Source organism: Hydrotalea flava (assembly GCF_001623405.1).
In the GTDB taxonomy this organism is placed as follows: Bacteria; Bacteroidota; Bacteroidia; order Chitinophagales; family Chitinophagaceae; genus Hydrotalea; species Hydrotalea flava.
Map to the genome: position 1 here is coordinate 22,433 of NZ_LUHG01000012.1, position 6,000 is coordinate 28,432.

At 39.0% G+C, this 6,000-nt stretch carries 7 protein-coding genes; 3 read left to right on the top strand and 4 right to left on the bottom strand.

Going from position 1 to position 6,000, the window contains the following annotated elements:
• The first annotated feature begins 45 nt into the window (after positions 1–45).
• Positions 46–936: a UDP-2,3-diacylglucosamine diphosphatase gene (locus A0F92_RS00285; protein ID WP_068240451.1), complete on the top strand. Its 891-nt coding sequence runs from the start codon at positions 46–48 to the stop codon at positions 934–936.
• Positions 937–952: 16 nt separating this feature from the next.
• On the top strand, positions 953–2,008 hold the full coding sequence (locus A0F92_RS00290) for a glycosyltransferase family protein (protein ID WP_068240453.1): 1,056 nt from the start codon (positions 953–955) through the stop codon (positions 2,006–2,008).
• 45 nt (positions 2,009–2,053) lie between these two features.
• Here A0F92_RS00290 and A0F92_RS00295 read toward each other — a convergent pair whose 3' ends face one another.
• The 4 genes from A0F92_RS00295 to A0F92_RS00310 are packed head-to-tail and all read right to left on the bottom strand — an operon-like array spanning position 2,054 to position 5,157.
• A complete protein-coding gene (locus tag A0F92_RS00295; RefSeq protein WP_068240455.1) occupies positions 2,054–2,944 on the bottom strand; it encodes a flavin reductase family protein in 891 nt (296 codons plus the stop codon).
• 40 nt (positions 2,945–2,984) lie between these two features.
• Entirely contained in the window at positions 2,985–4,001 is a 1,017-nt protein-coding gene (locus tag A0F92_RS00300; protein ID WP_068240457.1) for a fumarylacetoacetate hydrolase family protein, read from the bottom strand.
• A 49-nt stretch (positions 4,002–4,050) separates the two neighbouring features.
• The gene (locus tag A0F92_RS00305; protein WP_068240460.1) at positions 4,051–4,368 is read right to left on the bottom strand and encodes a hypothetical protein; all 318 of its coding nucleotides are present in this window, start codon (positions 4,366–4,368) and stop codon (positions 4,051–4,053) included.
• 18 nt (positions 4,369–4,386) lie between these two features.
• On the bottom strand, positions 4,387–5,157 hold the full coding sequence (locus A0F92_RS00310; protein ID WP_068240463.1) for a TIGR02757 family protein: 771 nt from the start codon (positions 5,155–5,157) through the stop codon (positions 4,387–4,389).
• 225 nt (positions 5,158–5,382) lie between these two features.
• Between A0F92_RS00310 and A0F92_RS00315 the strand changes: the two genes are divergently transcribed.
• A partial coding sequence (locus A0F92_RS00315; protein ID WP_317038883.1) for a glycoside hydrolase family 3 N-terminal domain-containing protein occupies positions 5,383–6,000 on the top strand: 618 nt, incomplete at its 3' end.

Below are 6,000 nucleotides of genomic sequence, written 5' to 3' on the forward strand. Positions count from 1 at the left end.
ATATTCAGGTAATACTACTGTTTGAATTTTGGTAAACCAATTGATATGAACAGAAGACCTGTAGATGTTGTTGTGATGAGTGATTTGCACCTGGGTACCACCGGCTGCCATGCTCAGGAGCTGGTTAATTACCTGAAAAGTATTTCGCCCCAAATCTTAATTCTGAATGGCGATATTATTGATGTTTGGCAATTTCGGAAACGTTTTTTCCCACTCACCCACATGCAGGTAATAAAAGAAATTTTAAGTTTGGCTACCAAAGGCACCAGGGTTATTTACATTACCGGCAATCATGATGAAGCATTGCGCCGTTACACCCATTTTGATGTGGGCAATATTCAGCTGGCAGATAAAATGGTGATGGAAATTAATGGCCATCTCTGCTGGATTTTTCATGGCGATGTGTTTGATAATACCACCAAAGGCAGTGCAAAATTATTGGCCAAATGGGGCAGTCATGGGTATAACTTACTCATCCGCTTCAATCGGTTACTCAATCATTTTTTGCAGATGATGGGCCGCGAAAAAATGAGCCTTTCTAAATCGGTCATGAATAGGGTAAATAAAGCTGTTATTAAAATCAACAATTTTGAACAAACCGCTGCTGAAATTGCTATTGAAAAAAAATACGAATATGTGATTTGCGGGCATATTCATGAACCTCAAATGCGAGTGGTTGAAAATGAGAATGGAAAAGTTACCTATTTAAACAGCGGCGATTGGGTAGAACATTTAACTGCATTGGAATTTTATAACAATGCCTGGCACATGTATACATATGATGATAAAGCATTTGAAAGTGCTAAAGTGGTTGATATGAATAAAAAAGTGGCAAGTCCGGATGTGGTTACCGATGAAATTGCCTTATTTGTTCATTCCGTATCGCAATCTTTTCACACTGTACCCGGACAAATAGCTTTTTCAAAACCCTTTTAAAATTTCAGTATAAAAAATGAAAATATTTTACGCCATACAAGCTACAGGAAACGGCCATATTAGCAGAGCAATGGAGTTATTGCCTTATTTGCAACAATATGGGCAGGTAGATGTGTTTTTAAGTGGCAGTAATAGTCATTTAAAGGCCAACTTGCCCGTAAAATTCACCAGTAAAGGGATGAGTTTGTTTTATGGAAATAAAGGTGGATTGGATTATTTTAAAATGTTGCAGTACTGTTCGCCCGTCAGGGCTTATAAAGAAGCAAAGGCCTTACCGTTAGAAGATTACGACATAGTGTTGAACGATTTTGAAAGCATTACCGCATTCAGTTGCTATCTCAAAAATATACCCAGTGTTAATTTTGGTCATCAGGCAGCTTTTATCTCATCCCATACACCACGGCCTGCAAAACGGAGTTTTGCCGGTGAAATGGTTTTAAAAAAATATGCTCCAGCAACCGGTTATGTGGGTTTGCATTTTCAACCATACGATCATTTTATTTATCCGCCGATCATTAAGAGTGAAATTTTAAAAGGTTTTTCAGAAGATAAGGGCCATATTACCGTATATCTTTCCCATTATAGCGATGCGGTGGTAGCTAATGCGCTCAGTCAACTATCTGATGTTCGGTTTGAAGTGTTTTCAAAAATGGTAAAACAAAGGGAACAGAAAGGCAATATTACTTTTATTCCAATTGATAATGCGTTATTTACTAAAAGCATGTTACAATCACATGGCGTAATTACAGGCGCCGGTTTTGAAACACCTGCCGAAACCTTATACTTAGGTAAACGCCTGCTGTGTTTGCCCATTAGAGGGCAATATGAGCAGTTGTGTAATGCTGCAGCACTTCAACATTTTAATGTGCCTATTATTGAAAAAATAGATGAGCATTTTGTCGAAAATGTTCAGGCATGGCTGAATGGATTACCGCAACAGCAGCTTACACTTATGCATGATACTTTTGCTATTGTTCAGAAAGTAATGGAAACAGCCCAAGCAACCAAACGGTTACATCAAAACACTTTATCGAACATATTGAATGAAGAAGATGTTTGGGCTATTGGTTAAATAGTTGTAAAGTGTTTAAATAGTATTTTCGGTTTTATCTGAATATCAAATATCTGTTCCGGTTAGCAGTATTTGCCAGGCTTTTTCTATATTATTTGTATCAATGCATTGTTTCGCATAACGGTGTAATTCTTCTTCCATTTCTGCAGGGCTATTGGCATAATATTGTATAATCTGTTTCAGTTGCATATCTTCAAAAGCTGCATCAATAGCCGGTATATTACTTACATTGGCCAATTGTGCCAAATGGTTACCCGTTAAAATACGACTGTTTCTAATGGCTTCCGGTAAAGCATCTATTCCTATACCCAAATGTGCATTGGGTTTTGCAACGGTAAATAAATTTTGTTCATTGATAACGGCATACCAATCGCCTCCTAACCTGGCAACGTGATGCACTTTGCGTTGGTCAATCATCGTGCCAGCATCATTCAAAACATTTTCAGAAACATGCATGCAAGTTACTTCGGCTATTACCAATTGCCCGGCACCGGGCCCTTCGCCCAAACTTTTTATTTCCAATACTTTGCATTCCATTTGAATGGGCGATTCTTTTACCAATGGCGGTTGTATGTAAGTGGCTTTTTCTTTGTTGAAGCCGGCTTTCATAAATTCATCTACCCCTTTTGGATAATTGCAACTACTTAAACTAACCTGTTGTACCATGGCTTCAGTACAAATATTGATGCTTACTTCCGGTACTTCCTGTATGTTTAATAAGGTATGTTTTATTGTATTTTCCCGCACACTTCGGGTGGGAGAAAAAATAATAATGGCGGGATTAGTAGAAAATAAATTGAAAAAACTAAACGGACTCAGGTTTACATTTCCGGCCGCATCTATGGTACTTGCAAATGCAATAGGGCGGGGCGCAATGGCATGTTGCAACCAACCCTGCCTTTCTAAACCCGATAATTCCCAGATGGGTATTAACATGTTTCAGTAGTTGTAAGGGTCATTCATTTAATAATTGCAATTATGCAGTTGTATGTTTCTTTTGTGCCAACAAACTAAAATGGCTCTCTTCCTTTACAATAGTATTGCTGATTTTACCTATGTATTCAATTTCCATTTCAACCACATCCCCTTCTTTTAACCATTGTTCTTCATAATTAGGGTTATTGAATTTGCCGGTTCCGTTCAATTCTAAGAAACAACCGGTACCTACGGTGCCGGAGCCAATTACATCACCGGCATACAGGTTGGCGCCATAGCTGGCACGTTCTATAATTTCTGCAAAGGTCCAGTCCATATCTCCCAAATTACCTGCACTTACCTGCATGTCATTCACCCAACATTTCATCCCTAAATTCCAGCTTTTTCCGGTATGGCCCGGTTTGGGTGGAATTTCAAAAGCGGTTAATTCATCTAAGGTTACCAAACAAGGGCCAATTACAGTAGAAAAATCTTTTCCTTTGGCAGGGCCCAGATTCAACAGCATTTCTTCCATTTGCAGTTTGCGGGCACTCATATCATTCATCACCATTAAACCGCCAATATATTCATCGGCCACTTCTGCTGCAATATTTCTTCCATTTCTGCAAATTACAATCGCCGCTTCTAATTCAAAATCCAATTGCTCAAAATGGTCGGGCATGCAATAAATGGGGCCGGGGCCTTGTATGCTGTGGTGACTGGTAAAATAAAAAATTGGATACTGATCAAACTCTGGTATCATGGGTACATTTCTATTGCGTCGTGCAGCCGCCACGTGCTGACGAAAAGCATACCCATCTCTGCAACTGGTTGGGAAGGGTACCGGAGCCAGCAGGTGAATGCCTTCTAACGGTACCCCATTGTTGGCACTCATGGTACCCTGTGTTAAGGCATCGTTTACTTTTTGAGCAATGGGATACATATCATCCCAGTAATTCAGAAACATATTCATACTGCCCGGTAATTCCGGATGTACTGCATCGCAATCATATAAAAAATTATGCACTAAAAATGCCAATTGGTCCTGTCCATCCCGTAAGTACGATATTAATTTCATGTGTATTGTTTTTGTATAGCCACCGGTTTATTCAATGCATTGTTGCAAACTACCATTTCTCATCTTCACTAATATTTTTATTTTGGTTCATTTTTTTTCTCCAGGCAATTTTTTGAGCCTGCCGTTCGATCAATAATTGGGTAATCAGTTCAGCAGCATCATTTTCCTGATGTTCATGCAGGGTTTGCCTTAATAATTTTTCATCTACATCTATTCTGTATAATAATTGCACTAAGGCATAAAAATCAGATTCAATTAAATATTGAATGGCATCTCGCAGTTGCTGAAAGGCGGGGGTATGCTGCTCAACTGCAATGCTGTTGTTTTGCAAAAATCGGGTAACAATATTTTGTGGGCTTTCCTGCATACAATGCGGCAATTTACATCAATATTTTTCAATAATACCCAGACCAAATAATGCAAAATCATATTTTACCGGATCGGTGGCATCTAAATTGCGTAAATAATCCGTTAGCTCAATTGCGGTTAACCAGTCGGTTTGTTTGCGGTGTATCATGTTCAGTCTTTTTGCAACCCTTGCTACATGCAAGTCTAATGGACAAATGAGTTGTGCAGGCTGCAATTCTTTCCAAATGCCAAAATCAACGCCTATATTATCTTTCCTTACCATCCAGCGTAAATACATATTTAGCCGTTTGCAGGCCGATTTTTTTTCGGGTGCTGCAATGTGTTTTCGGGTTCGGGTAGGAGCATCTTCCAACGAAAAAAAATAATGATGAAATCCATTCAACATGTCTGCAACAGTTGGTCCCCATTGGCTAAAAGCAGGTTCTAAACTTTGGTATTGTTGGTAATGCTGTTGTAAAAATGAAATAGTATACAATAAATCGGTGGTATTGAATGTGCGGTATTGAAATTCCATTAATTTTTTTAAATCAGCGGGTTGATGGTTGCAGATAAAATCATAGGGGGCATCATCCATCAATTGCATCAATGTTATTGATTTTTGAATAATGGCGGTTCGGTTACCCCATGAAAATAGTGCGGCAAACAAACCTGCAATTTCTATATCCTGCTTTTGGGTATATCTGTGTGGAACCGAAATGGGATCGCCTGGAATAAAATCGGGACGGTTGTATATCGCCACTTTGCTATCCAGAAAATCTTTCAAATAATATGTTGACTTTTTCGGCATAATTCAGGTATTATTTTATCCAATTAACCCATTGCAGTTTGTAAACACAGAAAGCACAGTAACTTTAAGGCCACAAACCTAATTCAATCGACATAGCTGCCAAAAGCTTTTTATAAAGTGTTACAGAAAATTTTAAATCTATTTTTCATTTATTTAAAAAATGCTATTTGTACTGATGCGGCTGTTTGTATAAAAATTTATCCATCATTCCATAAATATACACATATGAAAAAAACAACCCTACTAACGGTGGCGCTATTTGTGGCGTTAATAGTACAGGCACAACAGCCATTGTATAAAAATGCCAAAGCACCCATTGAAGATCGGATTAATGATTTGTTGAAAAGGATGACACCTTTAGAAAAAGCCGGCCAGTTGAATCAGTTAAATGGCGGCATTTTTACAGGTCCTGCGGCCAACGATCCAGGCCAACAGGCTAAAATTGAAATGACGAAACAAGGTAAAGTAGGTTCATTCTTAAATGTTACCGGCGCCAATGAAACCCGTGCTATGCAAAAAGTAGCGATAGAGCAAAGTCGCCTCGGTATTCCTTTGTTGTTTGCTTTTGATGTAATTCATGGCTATAAAACCATTTTTCCCATTCCTTTGGCTGAGGCATGTAGCTGGGATGTGGCACAAATTGAAAAAGATGCAGCCATTGCTGCTAAAGAAGCTGCTGCAGCCGGTTTGCATTGGACCTTTGCGCCGATGTGCGATATTAGTAATGATCCCAGATGGGGACGTGTAATGGAAGGTGCCGGCGAAGACCCTTACTATGGAAGTGTGGTTGCAGCCGCCAGGGTAAAGGGGTTACAGGGCAATTTGAACGATGCCGAACATATT

Excerpts from the sequence above, each read along its gene's own strand:
- A0F92_RS00285 (WP_068240451.1), top strand. The coding sequence starts at position 46 with ATGAACAGAAGACCTGTAGATGTTGTTGTGATGAGTGATTTGCACCTG.
- A0F92_RS00290 (WP_068240453.1), top strand. The coding sequence starts at position 953 with ATGAAAATATTTTACGCCATACAAGCTACAGGAAACGGCCATATTAGC.
- A0F92_RS00295 (WP_068240455.1), bottom strand. The coding sequence starts at position 2,944 with ATGTTAATACCCATCTGGGAATTATCGGGTTTAGAAAGGCAGGGTTGG.
- A0F92_RS00300 (WP_068240457.1), bottom strand. The coding sequence starts at position 4,001 with ATGAAATTAATATCGTACTTACGGGATGGACAGGACCAATTGGCATTT.
- A0F92_RS00305 (WP_068240460.1), bottom strand. The coding sequence starts at position 4,368 with ATGCAGGAAAGCCCACAAAATATTGTTACCCGATTTTTGCAAAACAAC.
- A0F92_RS00310 (WP_068240463.1), bottom strand. The coding sequence starts at position 5,157 with ATGCCGAAAAAGTCAACATATTATTTGAAAGATTTTCTGGATAGCAAA.